This is a genomic window from Corynebacterium ulcerans (genome assembly GCF_000767685.1).
Classification (GTDB): domain Bacteria; phylum Actinomycetota; class Actinomycetes; order Mycobacteriales; family Mycobacteriaceae; genus Corynebacterium; species Corynebacterium ulcerans.
Map to the genome: position 1 here is coordinate 1,084,130 of NZ_CP009622.1, position 19,292 is coordinate 1,103,421.

Below are 19,292 nucleotides of genomic sequence, written 5' to 3' on the forward strand. Positions count from 1 at the left end.
AAAGAGTGACATATGGCGCTTGGGTGAATAGGGAGTACAGGGGGAGTGGTGCTGCCTGTAATGGCTCTCGGACTGGGGAAAGTTAAAGAGGGGGGCTGAGCGGGGGGAATGGGGAAAAGGAGGAGTTTCTGAACTTGTTGTTTCTGTGTTGTATCCGGCCCGTTTTCTTACTAGGATTGTGATTGTTTTCCGGTTTTTGTTCCGACTGTGACCATTTGAACAGGTGTCGACGTTGGGAACAGAACAAACACAACGTTTGAAAGGTAGGCTCATGGCGTCTACAAAGCAGACATCTGAGTTCATTTTGGACAAGGTTGGTGGCGTGGATAACGTGGCATCGCTCACGCACTGCGCTACGCGTCTTCGCTTCCAGCTTCATGATCAGTCCAAGGCAGACCAAACGGCTCTGGACTCTAATAGTGATGTTCTTGGTGTCGTTCCTCAGGGATCTAGCGGACTCCAGGTAGTGATGGGCGGCGGTGTTGCTAATTACTACCAGGACATCGTTCGTCTGCCGGGTATGTCTTCTAAGGCTGCCGGTGACTCCGACGGTGGAAATGCTTCTACCAAGAAGCAGTACGGTGGAGTGCGTGGCAAGTACTCCTGGGTGGACTATTCCTTTGAGTTCCTCTCGGATACTTTCCGTCCCATTTTGTGGGCCTTGCTGGGTGCTTCGCTGATTATCACCATGCTGGTGCTTGCAGACACCTTTGGATGGCAAGATTTCCGTGCCCCCATTGAGGAACAGCCTGCTGGTTATCAGCTACTCCACGCTATGTGGCGCTCTGTCTTCTACTTCTTGCCTGTGATGATCGGCGCAACTGCAGCGAAGAAGCTTGGTGCTAATGAGTGGGTTGGTGCAGCCATCCCCGCTGCTTTGCTTACTCCTGAGTTTTTGGCGATGGGTAAAGCAGGCGACACCGTTGAAATCTTTGGCATGCCACTGGTTTTGAATGACTACTCGGGCCAGGTCTTCCCACCGTTGCTCGCTGCTATCGGCCTATTCTTTGTGGAAAAGGGACTGAAGAAGATCATCCCAAGCGCTGTCCAGATGGTGTTCGTACCGTTCTTCTCCCTGCTGATTATGGTTCCCGCGGCCGCATTCCTGCTCGGTCCTTTCGGTATCGGAATCGGTAACCTCATCTCCAACTTCCTCTACGCGGTTAATGACTTCTCGCCATTCGTGCTGGCAATCATTATTCCGCTGCTGTACCCATTCCTGGTTCCGCTGGGTCTGCACTGGCCGCTTAACGCAATCATGGTTTCCAACCTTGCAACCCTTGGCTATGACTTCATCCAGGGCCCCATGGGTACATGGAACTTTGCTTGCTTTGGTCTTGTCGCTGGTGTTCTGGTTCTCTCCATCAAGGAGCGCAACGTACAGATGCGTCAGGTCTCGCTGGGTGGCGTGATGGCCGGTCTCTTGGGTGGCATCTCTGAGCCTTCGCTCTACGGTGTGGTTCTGCGCTTTAAGAAGTGCTACCCACGCTTGCTCGCCGGTTGTTTTGTCGGTGGCGTTGTTGCCGGCATCTTTGACATCAAGGCTTCTGCCTTCGTCTTCACCTCGCTGCTCACAATCCCTGCAATGGATCCCATTGGCGGCTACGCTATCGCCATCGCTGCGGCCTTCTTCACCTCGTTCTTCCTGGTTATCTTCTTCGATTACCGCGGTAAGGAAGAAAAGGCTGAAATTCTTGCAAACCTTGCTGCTAATCGTGCCGCTGAGAACAATGAGGTCGCACCTGCGCCTGCACCCGCTGCAGCTCCTGTCGCTGGTGGCGCAGCCGTTGCAACGGCCGTGGCAACCAAGACGGCTCTGGAAGCCGGCGCTGTTACCTTGCTGAGCAGCCCACTTGAAGGTGAAGCTGTTGCATTGTCTGAGGTTCCAGACCCGATTTTCTCTGCAGAAAAGCTGGGTAAAGGTATCGCTATCGTTCCTTCTGGTGCGGATGTTGTTGCGCCTGAAGATGCGACGGTCCTGACTGTTCAAAAGTCCGGACATGCCGTTGGGCTGCGCCTAGACAACGGTGTAGAGCTCTTGATCCACGTTGGTATTGATACCGTTCAGCTGGGTGGAGAAGGTTTTACCGTGCATGTGGAAAAGAAACAGCATGTGACCAAGGGACAGAAGCTTATCAGCTTTGATAAGGACTTCATCACGTCCAAGGGCTACAACATGATCACCCCGGTTTTGGTAACAAATACCGTTAAGTTTGATGAGGTTAACAGTGCTCCAGCACCACACGTTGACTTTGACACCACGGTCATTACCACAAAGGCTTAATTAGAGGGTTCTTTCTCCGCATGGAACCACGCCGCCCCTTTACACAACGTGAAGGGGCGGTTTTCTTATGCAGTACAACGTGGCGGCGCTAGGCTTAATCCATGATCATTGTTGGATTAACTGGAGGAATTGGGAGCGGTAAGTCCACGGTGTCACGGGCGCTGGCGCGCAAAGGCGCATGCATTATCGACGCCGATCAGATTGCTCGCGAGGTTGTGGAACCAGGATCTTCGGTCCTCTTGGAGTTGGCGCAAGCCTTCGGGGAAGACGTGGTAGTGGATGGCGTTCTTGATCGTTCTTTGCTCGCCAGACGGGCATTTGTCGATGAGGAACACACGCAGCTATTGAATGGGATTACGCATCCTGAAATCCGCCGCCGGATTAAGGATCGTCTGGTTCAAACCCGTGAAGAGGGAAATCGTGTTGCGGTGCTTGATCATCCGCTTTTGCTCGAACAGGGCCTTGCTGCAGAGGTGGATCTGATTGTGGTTGTTGATGTCCCGGCTGAGATTCGAGTTCAGCGGCTAGTTGCGTTCCGGGGTATTGAAGAGCAAGACGCGCGGAATCGCATCGCGCGCCAGATGAGTGATGCTGCTCGTCTGGAGAAAGCTGACGTTGTCATTGATAATTCCCGTTCCCTTTCAGAGCTTGAACCTCAGATAGAGAAACTATGGGAGCGGCTATTGAAGGTGTCGCTCTCGCAGGAAAACATGTGATATCAGCGTGTCCATTCTCACTATGTTTTACTCGCGTTCTTCGGATGCCCTTCCTAGAATAACGGCAGAAAAAGTAGGAGGATAGTTTGTAAATAAAGTCATCCAAAAGAATGACTTTCTGTTGTGTTGTTGAAGGGATCCATCCATGGCCGCGTCTCCACTGAAATCGCTGTCCGCCTCACATTCTTCGACGTTATCGGGGAAGTCTGATGCTTTTAAAGCGGTACGACGCGTGCGTGGCGATATAAGCCATAAACCCTTTATTGCGATTTGGGAGGTTACGCGAGCCTGTGGCCTTGTGTGTAAGCATTGCCGTGCGGATGCTCAGCATAACCCTCACCCCGGACAGCTCACCTCGGAGCAAGGCTTTGCACTTCTTCGGGACTTAGCTTCCTATGACAGGCCACGACCGTTAGTGGTTCTTACCGGCGGCGATCCTTTTGAGCGGGAAGACCTGGAAGAACTCGTGGAATACGGGACACAGCAGGGCCTTTCGATGTCATTGTCGCCATCGGTCACCCCGCGTTTGACTGCAGAACGCATTCAGCGACTTCATGATCTCGGCGGCAAAGCAATGTCGATGTCATTGGACGGGGCCACGGCCCAGACGCATGACGCCTTCCGTGGTTTTAGTGGAACTTTTGACGCCACAGTCTCGATGGCGCAGACAATTCTTGATGCGGGTTTCCGGCTGCAAATCAATTCGACCCTGACCAAAAATAATATCCGAGAGGCACCTTTGCTCCTGAAAACCGTGATGGAGATGGGGGCGAAGATGTGGTACGTCTTCTTCCTAGTGCCTACGGGGCGTGGCGCAGCGTTGAATGCGCTGAGCCCGCAAGAACGAGAAGACGCTCTTTATTGGCTTGCCGACGTCGCCAATAGAATCGCCATCAAAACCACCGAAGCCCCGCAATATCGTCGCGTGGTCATCCAGCATAAGCTGCGCGCATCTGGCGAGCTACCACCGTATAAAGGTGGAGAACTTTACGACTATCTCACAGCGGAAACGACAAGGCTCCTGGGTGCCATTCCTGAACGGCCTAGGACTCCTAGGCCTCCCATGGCGGTGAACTCGGGTTCCGGATTTGTCTTCATTGATCATGTTGGGGATGTATATCCGAGCGGTTTCCTGCCATTGCACTGCGGCAATGTGAAGGAAACCTCAATCAAAGATATTTATGCGCATTCGCCGGCCTTTAAGGCGCTTCGTGACCCCAATCATTGGCACGGAAAATGCTCGGTGTGTGAGTATCACGATCTCTGTGGTGGGTCACGATCAACAGCGTATGCACTCACCGGAGACCTAAGGGCATCCGATCCCACGTGTGCGTATATGCCGCAAGCGTGGACGGAAGCCGGACATACATCTGTGGAATTTTAGAATATCGCAGCGTTGGTGCGGTGCTCCCGCGTAGACTCGTCGCTATGGCTTTTGCTGCAGAACATCCTGAATTATCCGTATCAGATTTCCGTCCGGTCGGAGACATTGAGCGCGCACGCGGGACGTTTAATGTTGTATCGGATTATAAGCCGGCGGGTGATCAGCCTGCCGCAATTAAAGAACTCGATGCGCGGCTTACTCGCGGTGAGCGTGACGTCGTATTGCTGGGCGCAACGGGTACGGGCAAGTCTGCGACTGCGGCATGGTTGATTGAGCAGCAACAACGGCCAACGCTGGTTATGGCTCCTAATAAGACCTTGGCAGCTCAGCTGGCCAATGAGCTGCGGCAGCTTCTTCCCAATAATGCGGTGGAATACTTTGTCTCTTATTACGATTATTACCAGCCAGAGGCGTATATCGCGCAGACCGATACGTACATCGAAAAGGATTCATCGATTAACGATGACGTGGAGCGGCTGCGCCACCGCGCAACGAGTTCGCTTTTGTCTCGCAGAGATGTTGTTGTGGTCTCCTCGGTTTCCTGTATTTACGGCCTGGGAACTCCGCAGTCATACCTCGACAGATCGGTCATGCTGAAGGTTGGGGAGGAAGTCGAGCGGGATCGATTCCTGCGGCTCCTCGTTGACATCCAGTATGGCCGAAACGATATTGGGTTTACCCGCGGAGCATTCCGGGTTAAAGGGGACACAGTGGACATCATCCCTGCTTATGAAGAAGTCGCGGTTCGCGTGGAGTTCTTTGGGGATGAGATTGATGCTTTGTACTATATTCATCCGTTGACTGGCGACGTGATCAGGCGGGTAGAGGAAGTTCGCATCTTTCCCGCAACGCACTATGTCGCAGGTCCGGAGCGCATGGCCAAAGCGATCGAGGGGATTAAAGAAGAACTAGCGGATCGTCTTGCCGACTTGGAAAACCGGGGGAAGCTCCTTGAAGCACAGCGACTCCGGATGCGTACCGAGTACGACCTTGAGATGATTGAACAGGTCGGTTTCTGCTCGGGCATTGAGAATTATTCGAGGCATCTTGATGGTCGAGAAGCCGGTTCTGCGCCTGCAACATTGCTTGATTATTTCCCAGAAGACTTTCTCACCATCATTGATGAGTCGCACGTGACCGTTCCTCAGATCGGCGGCATGTTCGAAGGTGATATGTCGCGAAAACGTAATCTCGTTGAATTTGGCTTCCGACTTCCCTCTGCTTTGGATAACCGTCCTCTGCGCTGGGAGGAATTTGAACAACGAGTTGGGCAAACCGTGTATATGTCCGCCACCCCGGGAGACTACGAGCTTGCTGCTGCTGGCGGAGAATACGTTGAACAAGTCATTCGCCCTACCGGATTGCTTGATCCGCAGGTGGATGTTCGTCCTACAAAGGGACAGATTGATGATCTGATTCATGAGATCAGGCAAAGAACGCAGAAAGAAGAACGTGTCTTAGTTACCACGCTGACCAAGAAAATGGCGGAAGACCTCACTGATTATCTTCTGGAGAATAATGTTCGGGTGAGGTATCTCCACTCCGATATTGATACCTTGCAGCGGGTGGAGCTGTTGCGGCAGCTCAGGCTGGGTGAATATGACGTGCTGGTAGGTATTAACCTCCTCAGGGAGGGACTTGACTTGCCGGAGGTTTCGCTTGTGGCGATTCTCGATGCGGATAAAGAAGGCTTCTTAAGGTCTACCAAGTCTCTCATTCAGACAATCGGGCGTGCTGCCAGAAATGTGTCCGGAGCAGTCATTATGTATGCAGATAAAATCACTGACTCGATGCAGCATGCGATTGATGAGACCGAGCGGCGTCGCGAGAAGCAAATCGCTTACAACACAGAGCACGGCATTGATCCGCAGCCGTTGCGAAAGAAAATCGCGGATATCTTGGACCAGGTCCAAGAGGCACGAGGGGAAGCGGCTACCCAGGAGGCCGCTGCTGACGCAGCTATTGCGGAGAAGCGCGATCTTTCTACTATGCCCGCAGACAAAGTAGAGGCGCTCATATCTGAGCTCACCGCACAAATGGGGGAGGCTGCTAGGGATTTGAAGTTCGAGCTTGCGGGTAGGCTGAGAGATGAGATCGTTGAGTTGAAGAAAGAACTTCGAGGCATGCGAGAATTGGGTCTTTAACTTTTTCTTAGCTTTTCTCTTTCTTTATCCGTGCCTGTGAACTGCGCTTTGTGGTTTGTTTTGTATGTGGGTTGGGGTAGAGGTGCCTTGGGAGGTGGCTCTTCTGAGCTGGCTTTATGAGGAAAACTTAAAAGATGCTTTTGCCCCCAAATCGGTAGTGGGTCATGGTACACATTTCTGTTACCCGTGACCCCGGTCATTGTTTTTGTCTTCTGACTGTAAAAGCACACCGCCATGCCTCCTAGCCGAGTAGTACCTGTTGTTAGACTCGGTTTTCGTTGGTCGCCTGGCCGGCTCCCCACATAGCATGGTCGCCCGGGTGTGCCCTGCGCCGTAATTTTCGAGATGAACTATCGGAAGGTTCTCATGAGCGATTACTCAACTATCGTCGTTGGTACTGATGGATCCAAGTCTTCGATGCTTGCTGTCGAGCGCGCCGCCAAGATTGCTGCGGCATTAGACAGCACCCTCGTTATTGGCTGTGCATATTACGAGAGCAAGGAAGAAGCATCCAAGACGCTTCGCCAAGACTCCGTGGCTGTCCTTGGCACCGATCCTGCTCAGAAAAACCTGGATGCTGCAGCAGAGCATGCGAAGGGCTTTGGCGTTGGAAAAGTGGAGACGAAAGTTCGCCCCGGAACCCCTGTAGAAGCTCTCATGGATATCGTGCGAGAGAGCAATGCGGAACTATTGGTCGTGGGTAATCGTGGTATTAACTCATTGACAGGGCGCCTTTTGGGCTCTGTGCCTGCCGACGTAGCCCGGCAATCCGATTGTGATGTGATGATCGTCCATACGGTGAACTAAGCAAAACGGTCATTGAAATAAAAGCCCAGTGCCTTGTGGTAGCAGCACTGGGCTTTAGCCATGTTAAATAGGAAGTTCTCCAATAACGGTCAAGGATTGTGTTGCACGGGTAAGCGAAACAAACAGGTCTTGCCATCCTTGCGGGGAAGCTTCAATAATGTGGTGAGGATCCTCGACGATCACGTGATCAAATTCGAGACCTTTAATGTCGCTTACTCCCAGTACGCCCTCACGGGTAGCGTCATCTGCTGCAATGATCGCGGTAAGGCGCTCTGGATCAGACTCCTGCAAGGAGCGTGCAATGGCGATCGAGTCGCTCCCTAAAGGAAGAAAATGAACGGGATTTCCTGATTCCCTAAGCGCTGTACTTGGCTCAGATTCGGGAGAGTAGCAGGCGAGAACTCGGTTAGCCACGTCCATGATCTCTCGGGGAGTGCGATAGTTAACGGTGAGATGATGCGTGCGAAAACGATGTTTCACAAAAGGACTCAAGGTGTCTGCCCAAGAATCAACGCCAGCGGGAGAACCTGTTTGTGAGGTGTCTCCCACGAGCGTCATCCACCTCGATGGACTCCGCCTCATAACCATGCGCCATTCCATAGGGGTGAGCTCTTGGGCCTCGTCTATGATCACATGACCATAAGCCCACAGATGATCTTCTTGGGCGCGCTGTGCTGTGGTACGCACATCCCGAACTTCCTGTCGCTTTGCAAGCGTCTCTGCGTCGATGACGTCATGGGCAGAAAGGATTTCGGCATCGGATTCGTCATCCAAGTCGGTGTTCGATGAGCCCGTCAAAATCTCCAAAGCATCCTGAGCCTCTTCAATCTGAGCGCGCCATTGGGCGTCTTCTTCCGCGCGCTGGGTTTCTGGATCTGGAATGCCAAGGAGAACGGCGAGCTCGTCGAGAAGCGCGGCGTCTGAGGAAGCCCAGGGGCTATGCGCAGGACGCAGAAGCGCTGCTTGTGTTTCCTCGTCGTAGTCGAAAGCCGACTGGGCAATAACCATGGGATCTTCAAGTAGCGCGGTGAGCACCTGCTCTGGTTCAAGCGCAGGCCAGTAGGTATGCACGAGCTTTTCGACGCTCGGGTCATCGAGGAGATCGTCGTGAAGCTGCGCACGGTCTGCTGCAGAGAGAAGATTCACGCCGCCGAGGGGATCCGCGCCTATTTTCTGTGCAAGGACTGCGGTGAGCTGTTCTACGAGCGCTTCTTTGAACAGTGGTTGTGCCTCATTGTGGGGTCGGCGTGTTCTTCTGGCACGAGTGCGTGCTGCTTTGATAAGGCTAGGGCGGACAGTGAGCTCAATGTTGCCATCTATGATGATCTCTTGGGAATCCTGAGGGACCGTCTGATAATTTTTCACAGTCCTGCTCAAAATGGTGACCATTTCTTCACTACCTTTGATTTCCCGAGTCAAGATCGGCTCAGAGGCATGACCAGAAACTGTTGGGTAGAGATCCCCAACAGTAGAAAGCACTACTCCAGTTTCTCCCAATTCAGGGAGCACACGAGAAATGTAGTCCAGAAAAGTACGGTTGGGGCCGATGATAAGTACGCCAGTTTTAGCCAGGTGGTCTCGCCAGGTGTACAGAAGATAAGCAATCCGGTGAAGCGCAACCGCAGTTTTTCCAGTGCCGGGGCCTCCTTCTACGACCATCACTCCACGTGTCTCATCGCGGATGATCTGGTCTTGTTCCCGTTGAATCGTCTCCACGATGGAGGTCATGTGGCCAGTACGAGCCTCGTGCATAGCTCGATAGAGTGCGGCCTCGCTGACAACATTGCTCGCTGCGGTCGCCTCCGCACTTTGATTGCCAGAGAGAAGCTCGTCATCGACACCCGTAACCGTGCGTCCACGAGTCCGGATGTGCCTTCGTGCACAGACATTCTCCGGGTTGGCAGTTGTTGCTAAGTAAAAAGGCCTCGCCAGAGGAGCGCGCCAGTCAAGGAGAAGCGTCCGATAATCATCGTCTCTATCGTCTAATCCCATCCTGCCTATGTAGCGACGGTCGACGTGGGGTTGCCCAGGCACCGGATTATCGATGGCATCAGTTGACTCAGAGTAGACGTCGATACGACCAAAGACTAAGCCCAGTTGGGCGAGGTTAAGGCGATCAATTTTTTGATTAAGGGAGTGATACTCCGTTTCCCGGCGTACCAAAGCTTCTGCATCGGGATTAGAGGGATCGACGTGGAGCATGACTTCACGGAGGCGTTCATTGGCACGTAAGACCTCGGCGTCAAGTTTGCCAAAAAGCTTATCGACGTACCCCTGTTCTGCGATAACTGCATCAGCCTGGTTGTTATCTGGGGTACTTGCATGAGGTTCTGTTGTGTTGCTGGAACCTCGAGGATCGTGGCGTTGACTATTCTCTGCCCCCTGTTGAGACTTCAATACACAGCCTTTCCCATTACGTGCATAAAACTCGACAATATGTGTTTTCATCTGAGGTGCTCTACAAAAACAGAATGTGATCCGCTTCAGAGCTTGAAGAGTTATCCAGCATAGCGTTAAAACAAAAAGAGTGTGCAGCGAGTCCTGGGGTAAATAAAATGCCGGATCGGGACACCGATCCGGCATTATCTCAAAAACAAAGTAGAGGTAGTTAGAAAGCTCCGTCGAAACGTTTCATGGCTTTATTTAAAGCTTTTTCTGCCTGGCTTTGTAAACGAGAGGCTTTTTTACTGGCTTTTTTAGCAGAACGGCCAGTTGACTTCTCGGCTTGAGCGTAAGCCTCCGCAGCTCGTTCCTGGGCTTTAGCAGCAACTTTCACCGCCTTTTTCTTAGCGATCTTTGCGTTGTTTTGAGCTGTTGTGAGCCAATCGTCCTTGTTGTCTTCCACATAGCCCTGAGCAGCCTGTGCGTACTCGGTTACCTTATCGGTGGCATCGCCGATCCAGTCCTTAGCAGTGGAGGCAAAGGCTGACGCAGTTTCTTGTGCCTGCTCAGCGAGCTTATCTGTTTCGGATTTTGTTGGAAGTGCTTGCTGAATTTGGGCGCTGGCTTTTTGTGCTGCTTTATCAGCACGCCACTTTAAACTTGGTTTTCCTGCTGTATCGACACTGGTGATAGCCAGTCCACCGAGCAGTGCGACGCTGGTAAGGAAACCTTGTTTGCGGGCTGTCTTCTCCTCGCGATCCTGGGTTTCCCAGAAAGCGTGACGGGCAAGGATCGTAGGAACACTCAGTGCTGCAAGCGTTGTTGCAGCAAGACGCGGGGATTTTCCGAGTGCAAGCAAAGTACCTGCACCAATCTTTGCACCGCCTACTGCCTGTGTGATGAGCTTAGGGTCATCTGGTATCTGGCGGTAATATTTCCGCGGAAGAACCGTACGGAGATGACCGAGAACGGTCTGAGTCCCTTCCACATGTGCTTGGCTATTGAGAACGGTGTCCGCACCGTCGGCAATATAAACGGAAGCGAGCATCGGTCGGGCGATCTTGCGGATCATGGGCAAAGTCTCCTTCGTAATTTATTCGACGCGCAGCCGTTGGGGGATCTTGGCGATAGAGCATGACGCAATCGTCAGAAAAGGTAGCGAGCCGAGTTTGCGCATGCCATAGCAACGGCGTGCGCGCTATCCAACGCCTACGTAAGCCATGGTACATATCAATACGTTGTGTTGGTGGGATTTTCCTTCCTTTATTGTTAATGAATGAAGTATGTGCCTGGGGTCTTGCTACGGTGATGGGGCACACACGACCTACCAGCCGCGGGCTCGCCATTCATCGAGGTGAGGGCGCTCTGTCCCTAAGGTGGTGGGCCTTCCGTGACCAGGATGAACAACTGTAGTATCCGGGTACTTTTGGAAAAGCTTGGTCGATACGTCATCTAAAAGCTTTAGGAAATCCTGGTGGTTCTCTGTTTTCCCTATCCCACCTGGAAAAAGCGAATCGCCGACAAAAAGATGCGTGGTTTCTCCGATTGGGACTGCAATCGCAGCGCCGCCTGCAGTATGTCCATGCAGAATATGAACCGGAAAATCGTGGCCGGCAAAAGAAAGCATGTCTGAGTCTGTGAGTAGGACATCTATAGGGGCATTAATATTTGCAGCATCGGGCTGAGGTGCAAAGTGTTTAGCGCCTGTGTGCTCAAGAATCTGGGGGAGTGCCCGCAGATGGTCCCAATGGCTGTGAGTGCTAAGAACTGCGGTGATGGAGACATCGTTTTCGGCCGCTAAATCTAATAGGGCTTGTGGGTTATCGGCGGCGTCGATAAGCAAAGCCTCTTTCCCTGCGCAAAGGAGATAACAGTTGTTATCCATTTCTGACACGGAAATATGTGCAAGTGTTATGTCTTGGTTGTTCATGCGATCTACGATAGCGAAGAACCTAAAAAGCGTCCATATGTTCGAATGTGGTGTAGTCTGATGGAAAACCTATGGCCTGTGGATGCCTAAGCTCGCGCGCGAGATTGGGAATACAACTTTGTCTGGGCCAGTTGTGTAAAAGAGGTTGAAGGTATCGCGCGTCTCTTGTGAGGTTAGTGGTTACCTGGGTATAAGCAGGCGATTGATAAAAATCATGGGCCTGCGGATACAGCGAGTATTACAACGAGTATTGATGGCTCGGCAATGGTGAGGAATGGAATAGAGTGGCAGATCGTCTTGTAGTGCGTGGCGCACGGGAGCACAACCTAAAAGGCGTGGATATTGATATTCCGCGTGACTCTATGGTGGTGTTCACGGGGCTATCGGGATCAGGCAAGTCATCCTTAGCTTTTGACACAATTTTTGCCGAGGGACAGCGACGCTATGTCGAGTCTTTGTCGTCGTATGCTCGGATGTTCTTAGGGCAGATGGATAAACCGGACGTTGATTTCATTGATGGGCTTTCTCCTGCCGTGTCCATTGATCAGAAATCCACTAACCGCAACCCGCGCTCCACGGTCGGCACGATCACGGAGATCTACGATTATCTCCGACTTCTGTTTGCGCGAGCAGGCACTGCGCACTGTCCGGTTTGCGATGCTGTGATCGAGCGTCAGACTCCGCAGCAGATCGTTGACCAGGTGCTAGCTATGGAAGAGGGGCTGAAGTTTCAGGTGCTGGCCCCCGTTGTACGTACCCGTAAAGGGGAATTTGTCGATCTTTTCGCAGATTTAGCATCACAAGGATTCTCACGGGTGCAGGTCGATGGGGAAGTATATTCTTTAACGGAACCTCCCACGCTGAAAAAGCAGATCAAGCATGATATTGATGTGGTGGTAGATAGGCTTCAGGTGAAGCCATCGCAGCGCCAGCGTTTAACGGACTCGGTAGAGACTGCGCTGGGACTAGCCGACGGGGTTGTCGCTTTGGACTTTGTGTCCCTCGATGCCTCCGACCCACATCGAGTTCGGCGTTTTTCAGAGAAGATGGCGTGTCCCAATGGCCACGTGTTGAGCGTGGATGAGCTTGAACCGCGTTCTTTCTCCTTCAATTCTCCCTATGGGGCGTGCCCCGATTGTGACGGTTTGGGAACCCGGACGGTTGTGGACGTTGATCTTCTGATTCCAGACAAAGATGCTCCCGTGGTGCGATGTGTCCAGCCCTGGAATTCAAGCCCAAACCATAAATACTTTCAAAAGCTCATTGAAGGACTGTCCAAGGCTCTGGGGTTTGATCCCGAAACTCCGTTTAGTGAGTTAACAAAAGCTCAACAAGATGCACTCATCAACGGTAGTTCCGATGAAGTGACCGTGCGCTATAAAAACCGTTATGGCCGAGTACGCAATTGGACAGCACCTTTTGAAGGCGTTCTGGGCTATATCGACAGAAAATTAGAGCAAACTGGCTCAGAATCACAGAAGGATCGGTTGCTCCAATACACCCGTGAGGATGCATGTAAAACATGTGGTGGTGCTCGCTTGCGTCCGGAGATTTTGGCTGTGCGTATTAGCTCTACGTCTCATGGCGAGCTGTCTATTGCAGGATTGAGTGAACTCTCTGTTTACGATGCTGCAGAGTTTTTAGAGTCCTTGGTGCTAGGCAAGCGTGAGGAGATCATCGCTGGGGCTGTGCTGAAGGAGATCAACGCTCGGTTAAAGTTCCTACTAGACGTTGGGCTGAACTACCTCACTTTGAATCGGAGTGCAGGCACATTATCTGGAGGTGAAGCCCAGCGTATTCGTTTAGCCACCCAGATCGGTTCTGGTTTGGCCGGAGTTCTCTACGTCCTTGACGAGCCTTCAATTGGGTTGCATCAACGGGATAACCAGCGCTTGATCGCTACTCTTGAGCGTCTTCGGGATATCGGCAACACACTCATCGTTGTAGAACATGATGAGGACACTATCCGTGCTGCAGATTGGCTTATCGACGTAGGTCCGAAGGCTGGCGAGTACGGCGGACAAATTGTTTACCAAGGAAAACCGCAAGGGATCATCGAATGCGAGGAATCCATCACTGGTGCCTATCTTTCTGGTCGAAAAGTCCTGGGGGTGCCAGATCAACGCCGAGATATTGATCCGGATCGTAAGCTCAAAGTTGTGGGAGCGCGAGAAAACAATCTCAAGGATATTGACGTTGAGATACCGTTGGGGGTGTTGGCCTGCATTACTGGTGTATCCGGCTCGGGCAAATCGACACTTATCAATCAGATTCTTGCGAAAGTACTGGGCAATGAGCTGAATAGAGCGCGCAATGTTCCCGGACGGGCGAAACGCGTTGAAGGAATCGAACACTTGGACAAATTAGTTCAGGTTGATCAATCGCCTATCGGGCGCACACCTCGTTCTAACCCTGCAACATATACGGGTGTCTTTGACAAGATTAGAACGTTGTTTGCGGAGACTTCAGAGGCGAAGGTTCGAGGCTATAAAGCCGGCCGTTTCTCCTTTAACGTCAAAGGCGGCCGGTGCGAAGCGTGCCAGGGAGATGGGACGCTGAAAATTGAAATGAACTTCTTGCCTGATGTCTATGTCCCGTGTGAGGTCTGTCAAGGGGCTCGCTACAATCGTGAGACTTTGGAAGTTAAGTACAAAGGCAAAAACATCGCCGAGGTCCTTGACATGCCGATCAGTGAAGCTGCTGAGTTTTTTGAGCCGATCACTTCGATTCATAGATATCTCAAAACTCTAACGGAAGTGGGACTGGGTTACGTTAGATTAGGTCAATCGGCAACGACCCTTTCCGGAGGTGAAGCGCAACGTGTAAAGCTTGCCTCGGAGTTGCAAAAACGCTCTAACGGAAGAACCATTTATATCTTGGATGAACCGACAACAGGGCTTCATTTTGAAGATATTAGGAAGCTTATGCTCGTGATCCAGGGGTTGGTGGATAAGGGAAATTCGGTCATTGTGATCGAGCATAACTTAGATGTAATAAAGGCAGCTGACTGGATTATTGATATGGGGCCAGAAGGTGGATCCGGCGGAGGAACCGTCGTGGCAGAAGGCACGCCGGAAACCGTTGCGGCTGTTACTGGTTCCTACACAGGGGCTTTTTTAAAGGAAGTTTTAGGAAAACAATCAGCCTAGTAAAGCCGTCGATTTGTGCGGATGCTGTTGGTGCTGATATGGTTAGCTCTACTACCGCCTGAGTAGATAAAAATCTTGCTTGTTTTCACGTTGAGTATTTTTGTTTATTCGGGTCGCAAGTGGAGATCATCCCACCTGAAGCCGCAAGCGCATGTTTGCAGGACAAGGGTAAAAGGGTACATGGTGTGACCTAATAAGGTTGCACATGCATGGATCTCCCGTTCATTGTTAAAGATGGACGGGATTTTTCTATGTCTTTATGTATTTAGGTGAAATCTACGGGCGATGGGCGCGGTACATCACATTAATTGCTACTTGAGGAGTCCCCATCAGCGCTGAAGCTCGCATCAATGAGCGCATCCGAGTTCCCGAGGTCCGCCTTGTCGGCCCTAACGGAGAACAGGTGGGCATCGTGCGTATCGACGACGCCCGCAAGCTCGCTTACGAAGCAGACCTTGATCTTGTCGAGGTTGCTCCTAACGCTAAACCGCCCGTTTGCAAGATTATGGACTATGGAAAGTTCAAATACGAGCAGGCACAGAAGGCGCGTGAAGCTCGGAAAAACCAGCAGCAGACTGTGGTCAAGGAGCAGAAGTTCCGTCCCAAGATCGACGATCACGATTATGAGACGAAAAAGAACAATGTGATCCGGTTCCTTGAAAAGGGTTCCAAGGTGAAGGTCACCATTATGTTCCGTGGTCGCGAGCAGTCCCGTCCGGAGCTGGGTTTCCGTTTGCTGGAGCGTCTTGCGGATGATGTCGCAGATTTCGGCATTGTGGAGACAAAGCCTAAGCAAGATGGTCGTAATATGACGATGGTTTTCGGGCCGGTCCGCAAGGGCAAGAAGTAATACTTTAAAGACACTAAAAGGACGTAAATTCCATGAAGCAGAAGACCCACAAGGGCACCGCTAAGCGCGTCAAGGTCACCGGCTCCGGCAAGCTGCGTCGTGAGCGCGCCAACCGTCGCCACCTTCTCGAGGGCAAGCCCTCCACTCGCACTCGTCGCTTGAAGGGTACTGAGGACGTCTCCAAGGCTGACACCAAGCGCGTCAAGCGCCTCTTGGGCATGGCGTAATCGCGCCTTCCAATCATCCTCATTTCTCTTTAAGAACCTAAAACGATAAGGAAGTTTTCACTGTGGCACGTGTCAAGCGCTCACTGAATGCTAAGAAGAAGCGTCGCGAGATTCTCAAGGCCGCCAAGGGCTACCGCGGCCAGCGTTCCCGCCTGTACCGTAAGGCAAAGGAGCAGTGGCTCCACTCTATGACCTACGCTTACCGCGATCGTCGCGCGCGTAAGTCTGAGTTCCGTAAGCTGTGGATCACTCGTATCAACGCTGCGGCTCGTATGAATGACATCACTTACAACCGTCTCATCCAGGGCCTTCGCCTTGCTGAGATCGAGGTTGACCGCAAGGTTCTCGCTGACCTCGCTGTGAATGACTTCGCTGCATTCTCCGCAATCTGCGAGGCTGCTAAGGCTGCTCTTCCTGAGGACGTTAACGCTCCTAAGGCTGCCTAATTAGCTTGAAAATTAAACAGAACATCCGCCTCGTCACTATCGCGCGAGGCGGATGTTCTGTTTATGGAGTATGCGGACATCAGGCAGGCGTCGGTTAAGCTCCATGTCTATGGAAAAGCTCCTCTTCCACGCAAGCTAAGACGGAAGAGGAGCTTGAAAAACAAATGGGTTAAGCGCGCTTGGTGCGCATAACTCCGAATCCTAGAATGGCGAGGATAACGCCAAGAATTGCCATTCCAATGCCTGCCCACATGGCGATCGATCCAACAAGCCACCACCCATAAGCGCTCAGTAGGATGCCACGAAGGGTGTCTCCTTGGAAAAGAGAATCGCGTATCTTTTGTAGCTTAGCTATTTCCTCTTCGGATGCGCCCTTCTTCTTGGCCTCGTTGATCACAGTTCCCATTTCCTGGAACGTTTTTCCATCGGCGGAAGCCAGCATATGCTGCCAGATGTAATTGTCTGCGTAAGCCTTAGCCTGTGGACCGGTAGTGAGATCTTGACCGATCCACTTGGTCAGGATTTCTTTGGATTCTTGGTCCTTGAGTTTGTCGATGCCTTCTTGCGTTGGCATGGTGATTTTTTCCTGAACTAGTTGCTCGCGCACAAACCCATGTGCGTATGTGCCGCCAAAGATAGCGGCAGCGCCGACAACAATGAGAACGATAGAAAAAACGCGGCTTAGCGCGCCATAGATAGCTTTGTTACTCATGGTGTTTGAGAGAAACCTTCCTAAAAAGCGGCGGTGGAACGACGGAAATTGGTGACGCACCACATATTTTGCAACCTTAAAATTAACATTGAAATTCTTGTGAATTGAATTTTGTTGGATGTGATACACAACTCATTTCTTGTTGAGTCCAAGGAAAGAGGGGGTCATGGGTCTGCACTGTGCATTACTGATATGGTTTTTTCCATGGAACTGGATTTTGATCAGCCTTTTAGTGAGAGAACCCCCCGCGTAGTCAACGCTGCAAAGCTTCTACGGGCTGCAGGAAGAAAGAAGGCGGATCGGTTCCTGGCAGAAGGGGAAAATAGCGTTGAAGCAGCTGTGAGTACTGGTGCAGCCACTGACGTGTTTGTCACGGAAAGAGCAGCGCAAAGATTTGCCGATGTGATAACTGCTGCCAAGCACATGGGCGTGTACGTTCATCCGATCACCGATCGCGCTGCGAAGAGCTTGTCGGATACGGTAACCACCACTGGAATTTTTGCGGTATGCCGACCTGTCCTGTGGGATATTAAATCTGCGCTGAAAGGCCAACCTCGTTTAGTATGCGTCCCCGTAGGAACAGCAGAGCCTGGTAACGCCGGAACACTGATCCGTGTTGCAGATGCGATGGGAGCTGACTGCATTATCTTTGCCGGAGACACTGTGGATCCACAGGGGCCTAAAGCTGTGAGATCAAGTGCGGGTTCTCTTTTTCATATACCGGTAGTGCGCGAACCCAATATGCAGAGAGTCTGGGATTCCCTCAAAGCTCGTGGATTGACGATTCTTGCGACTACCGCACAAGGCGAAGTGAGTCTGGATAATCCGGGGGAGGCTCTTTCCAGCCCGACTGCGTGGCTTATGGGTAATGAAGCACACGGCCTGGATTCAGAGCTCATGGAGAAAGCGGATCATCGTGTAAGCATCCCGATCCGAGGTAGGGCTGAATCCCTGAACCTTGCCACTGCTGCGTCTATTTGTCTTTATGAGTCTTCGAAGGCCCTCCTAGCGGACTAGGAAAACCGCTGCAGGCAAGCTGCATAAATCTGTTGGAAGCATCGGGTAAAAGCGTAATAACGGAAATGGTGCTTGTACCTCATTCGCCCTGACTCATTTTGTCTACCTCAGTGTGGGTATGATGTGAGGGTTACTCGAATGACTATGGATCCAACAGAGGAGCACTGAGTGTCTGATCAACCGGATAATTCGTCGGTGGACTTAACCGAAGAAAGCTTGAATTCCGCTGCCGAGGCAGCTATTGAGGCTTTTGCCACTGCTCAGACCTTGGAAGACTTGGCTGAGGCGCGTCGAGCGCACCTGGGTGATTCCGCGCCGATCCCGCAAGCACGTCGCGCTTTGGGATCGATTGCAAAAGAAAAACGAAAAGAAGCGGGCCGTCTCGTTAATATGGCCAGGGGGCGCGTCGAAAAGCATTTTGCTGAGGCCAAGGTCGTTCTGGAAGAAAAACGTAATGCAGAAGTACTGAAAGCTGAGCGTGTCGACGTCACGGTGCCTACCACTCGTCGACAGCTCGGTGCTTTGCATCCGATCACAGAACTCAGCGAAACCATCGCTGACATTTTTGTGGGAATGGGCTATGAAGTTGCAGAAGGCCCAGAAGTAGAAGCAGAGTACTTTAACTTCGACTCTCTGAACTTCATTCCTGATCATCCGGCGCGTACGCTGCAAGATACCTTCCACGTGGGTGAGCCAGGCTCTAGCCAAGTACTGCGCACGCACACCTCACCAGTGCAGATGCGAACGATGCTTTCCCGTGACGTTCCGGTGTACGTTGTCTGCCCAGGCAGGGTGTTCCGCACTGATGAGCTCGACGCTACTCATACGCCGGTGTTCCATCAGATTGAAGGCCTAGCGGTAGATAAAGGCCTGACGATGGCTCATCTCAAAGGCACCTTGGATCATCTGGCTAAAACTCTCTTTGGACCAGAGACAAAAACACGCATGCGGACTAATTACTTCCCGTTCACAGAGCCTTCCGCAGAGGTTGATGTGTGGTTCCCTAATAAGAAGGGTGGCGCTGGATGGATCGAATGGGGTGGCTGCGGCATGGTCAACCCCAACGTCCTCAAGGCTGCGGGAATTGATCCAGAAGTCTACAACGGTTTCGCATTTGGCATGGGACTTGAAAGAACGCTTCAGTTTAGAAATGGATTGAGCGACATGCGCGACATGGTGGAAGGCGATGTGCGCTTCACCCTTCCTTTTGGTGTCCAAGCATAGAACCCGCACACCGAGAATCT

The 19,292-nt window shown here is 52.0% G+C and carries 15 protein-coding genes; 11 read left to right on the forward strand and 4 right to left on the reverse strand.

The window, feature by feature from the left end:
• Positions 1-271 precede the first annotated feature (271 nt).
• From CULFRC11_RS04995 to CULFRC11_RS05020, 5 genes are all read left to right on the forward strand, one after another.
• Entirely contained in the window at positions 272-2,284 is a 2,013-nt protein-coding gene (locus CULFRC11_RS04995) for a glucose PTS transporter subunit IIA (protein ID WP_023635600.1), read from the forward strand.
• A gap of 101 nt (positions 2,285-2,385) precedes the next feature.
• Entirely contained in the window at positions 2,386-3,000 is a 615-nt protein-coding gene (gene coaE / locus CULFRC11_RS05000) for a dephospho-CoA kinase (protein ID WP_023635601.1), read from the forward strand.
• 145 nt (positions 3,001-3,145) lie between these two features.
• On the forward strand, positions 3,146-4,384 hold the full coding sequence (locus tag CULFRC11_RS05005; protein ID WP_023635602.1) for a TIGR04053 family radical SAM/SPASM domain-containing protein: 1,239 nt from the start codon (positions 3,146-3,148) through the stop codon (positions 4,382-4,384).
• Positions 4,385-4,428: 44 nt separating this feature from the next.
• Positions 4,429-6,528, forward strand: a complete 2,100-nt coding sequence (gene uvrB, locus CULFRC11_RS05010; protein WP_023635603.1) for an excinuclease ABC subunit UvrB — start codon at positions 4,429-4,431, stop codon at positions 6,526-6,528.
• 366 nt (positions 6,529-6,894) lie between these two features.
• The gene (locus CULFRC11_RS05020) at positions 6,895-7,335 is read left to right on the forward strand and encodes a universal stress protein (protein ID WP_013911374.1); all 441 of its coding nucleotides are present in this window, start codon (positions 6,895-6,897) and stop codon (positions 7,333-7,335) included.
• A gap of 63 nt (positions 7,336-7,398) precedes the next feature.
• Here the strand turns inward: CULFRC11_RS05020 and CULFRC11_RS05025 are convergent, their stop codons facing one another.
• The 3 genes from CULFRC11_RS05025 to CULFRC11_RS05035 form a co-directional block, all read right to left on the reverse strand.
• Positions 7,399-9,783 (reverse strand): HelD family protein, encoded by a 2,385-nt coding sequence (locus CULFRC11_RS05025; RefSeq protein WP_023635604.1) that lies wholly within the window; start codon positions 9,781-9,783, stop codon positions 7,399-7,401.
• Positions 9,784-9,943: 160 nt separating this feature from the next.
• Positions 9,944-10,789, reverse strand: coding sequence for a DoxX family protein (locus tag CULFRC11_RS05030; protein WP_023635605.1), 846 nt, complete (start codon positions 10,787-10,789; stop codon positions 9,944-9,946).
• A gap of 252 nt (positions 10,790-11,041) precedes the next feature.
• On the reverse strand, positions 11,042-11,647 hold the full coding sequence (locus tag CULFRC11_RS05035) for an MBL fold metallo-hydrolase (RefSeq protein ID WP_023635606.1): 606 nt from the start codon (positions 11,645-11,647) through the stop codon (positions 11,042-11,044).
• 284 nt (positions 11,648-11,931) lie between these two features.
• Here CULFRC11_RS05035 and uvrA point away from each other — a divergent pair, with 284 nt between their 5' ends.
• The 4 genes from uvrA (at position 11,932) to rplT (ending at position 16,319) form a co-directional block, all read left to right on the forward strand.
• Positions 11,932-14,796: an excinuclease ABC subunit UvrA gene (uvrA, locus tag CULFRC11_RS05040; RefSeq protein ID WP_023635607.1), complete on the forward strand. Its 2,865-nt coding sequence runs from the start codon at positions 11,932-11,934 to the stop codon at positions 14,794-14,796.
• A gap of 328 nt (positions 14,797-15,124) precedes the next feature.
• Complete coding sequence (infC, locus tag CULFRC11_RS05045) at positions 15,125-15,646, forward strand: translation initiation factor IF-3 (protein WP_071575965.1); 522 nt, start codon at positions 15,125-15,127, stop codon at positions 15,644-15,646.
• A gap of 32 nt (positions 15,647-15,678) precedes the next feature.
• Positions 15,679-15,873, forward strand: a complete 195-nt coding sequence (rpmI, locus tag CULFRC11_RS05050; protein ID WP_013241801.1) for a 50S ribosomal protein L35 — start codon at positions 15,679-15,681, stop codon at positions 15,871-15,873.
• A gap of 62 nt (positions 15,874-15,935) precedes the next feature.
• The gene (rplT, locus tag CULFRC11_RS05055) at positions 15,936-16,319 is read left to right on the forward strand and encodes a 50S ribosomal protein L20 (RefSeq protein ID WP_013241802.1); all 384 of its coding nucleotides are present in this window, start codon (positions 15,936-15,938) and stop codon (positions 16,317-16,319) included.
• A 169-nt stretch (positions 16,320-16,488) separates the two neighbouring features.
• On the opposite strand, the gene CULFRC11_RS05060 is transcribed toward rplT, so the two are convergent.
• Positions 16,489-17,031 (reverse strand): hypothetical protein, encoded by a 543-nt coding sequence (locus tag CULFRC11_RS05060; RefSeq protein ID WP_031270237.1) that lies wholly within the window; start codon positions 17,029-17,031, stop codon positions 16,489-16,491.
• A 204-nt stretch (positions 17,032-17,235) separates the two neighbouring features.
• Between CULFRC11_RS05060 and CULFRC11_RS05065 the strand changes: the two genes are divergently transcribed.
• Both CULFRC11_RS05065 and pheS read left to right on the forward strand, forming a co-directional pair.
• The gene (locus CULFRC11_RS05065) at positions 17,236-18,048 is read left to right on the forward strand and encodes a TrmH family RNA methyltransferase (protein WP_031270239.1); all 813 of its coding nucleotides are present in this window, start codon (positions 17,236-17,238) and stop codon (positions 18,046-18,048) included.
• Between the two features lie 168 nt (positions 18,049-18,216).
• The gene (gene pheS / locus CULFRC11_RS05070; protein ID WP_023635610.1) at positions 18,217-19,272 is read left to right on the forward strand and encodes a phenylalanine--tRNA ligase subunit alpha; all 1,056 of its coding nucleotides are present in this window, start codon (positions 18,217-18,219) and stop codon (positions 19,270-19,272) included.
• Positions 19,273-19,292 lie beyond the last annotated feature (20 nt).